At 76.1% G+C, this 1,182-nt stretch carries 2 pseudogenes; one reads left to right on the top strand and one right to left on the bottom strand.

Going from position 1 to position 1,182, the window contains the following annotated elements:
* Positions 1 to 615: pseudogene (locus AOJ26_RS44820) on the top strand (hypothetical protein); the annotation flags it as partial.
* Here AOJ26_RS44820 and AOJ26_RS42585 read toward each other — a convergent pair.
* Positions 530 to 1,177 (bottom strand): annotated as a pseudogene (locus AOJ26_RS42585) (MFS transporter); the annotation flags it as partial. The pseudogenes AOJ26_RS44820 and AOJ26_RS42585 overlap by 86 nt on opposite strands.
* Between the last annotated feature and the right edge of the window lie 5 nt (positions 1,178 to 1,182).

The raw sequence follows: 1,182 nt of genomic DNA, 5'->3' as shown, positions 1-1,182 counted from the left end.
GTGCCACCGCGCGGACGGGGGCGGGGCGGGTGGGGGTGGGACGGAGGTCACAGTGGGTCCGTCGGCGGGTGGCCCTCATGCGCGGGCGGACCCCTGCCCGGCGTGCAGCCGGGTCGTCACCCACGCCCCCACCAAGTGGCCGCGATCGCCGCCGCGCCGAGTGTGCTGATCGACTCCGTGCCGGTGTGGACGGTCGCCGTCGCCTGGGGCTTCGGCTGTTTCGGGATGGGGCTGGTGATCTCCTCCACCAGTGTGCTCCTGCTGCAGCTGTCCGCCCCGGAGGAGGCCGGCAGCAACTCCGCCGCCCTCCAGATCTCCGACGGCCTCTCGAACGCCGTCCTGCTGGCGGCGGGCGGCGCGGCCTTCGCGGCACTGGGCGGCGGCACGGTGAGCCACACCGCGGCTCAGGCCTCCGGCTCCCACCCGGCCGCGTTCGCCGTGGTGTTCCTGCCGATGGCGGGGGTGGCGCGACCAGCACCATCCCCGCGGTCATCAGCCGTTCCCGGTACGGCTCCACCCGCGCCCGCGACTGCACCCACGACCCCAGCGCCCACGTGGCCCCGCCCGCCGCCAGCGAGAACCCGGCCAGCGTCGGCGACAGCCCCCGCTGGGTGACCAGCATCAACGGCACGAAGGACTCCGCCGCGACGAAGGACCCCGCCGAGACCCCGCGCAGCAGCACGACGGAGGGCAGCCCGCGCGCCGCCCGGTAGGTACCGCGCGGGAGCAGTCCGAGCACGGCCGGCACGAGCAGGGCCACGCCCGCGAGACCGGGCAGCAGGGAGAGCGGACGCAGGTCCTGGGCGGCGTACTGGAGGAGCCCGGCGCCGACGGAGATCCCGAGGGCGAGCCGGATGCGGCGCCGGTCGGCGCCGGGAGCACGGCCGTCCACCGGGCCCGCGGCCCGCCGCCGTATCTGCGGAAGGGCGAGGGCCAGCGGGAAGACGACCAGCGCCGGGATCCCGACGAACACCCACCGCCACCCAAGATGCTCGGTCACCGCCCCGGCCGCGAGCGGCCCCACGATCGACGGCACCACCCAGCCCGCCGCGAACGCCGCCATGATCGCGGGCCGCAGCCGTTCCGGATAGGCCCGGCCGACGACGACGTACAGCGCCACGATGACCAGCCCGCCCCCGAACCCCTGCACGGCCCGCCCGAGGATGAACAGCCACATCGCAC

Source organism: Streptomyces sp. NRRL B-24085 (assembly GCF_001282115.1).
In the GTDB taxonomy this organism is placed as follows: domain Bacteria; phylum Actinomycetota; class Actinomycetes; order Streptomycetales; family Streptomycetaceae; genus Streptomyces.
This window is presented reverse-complemented; position numbering and strand designations above follow the sequence as displayed.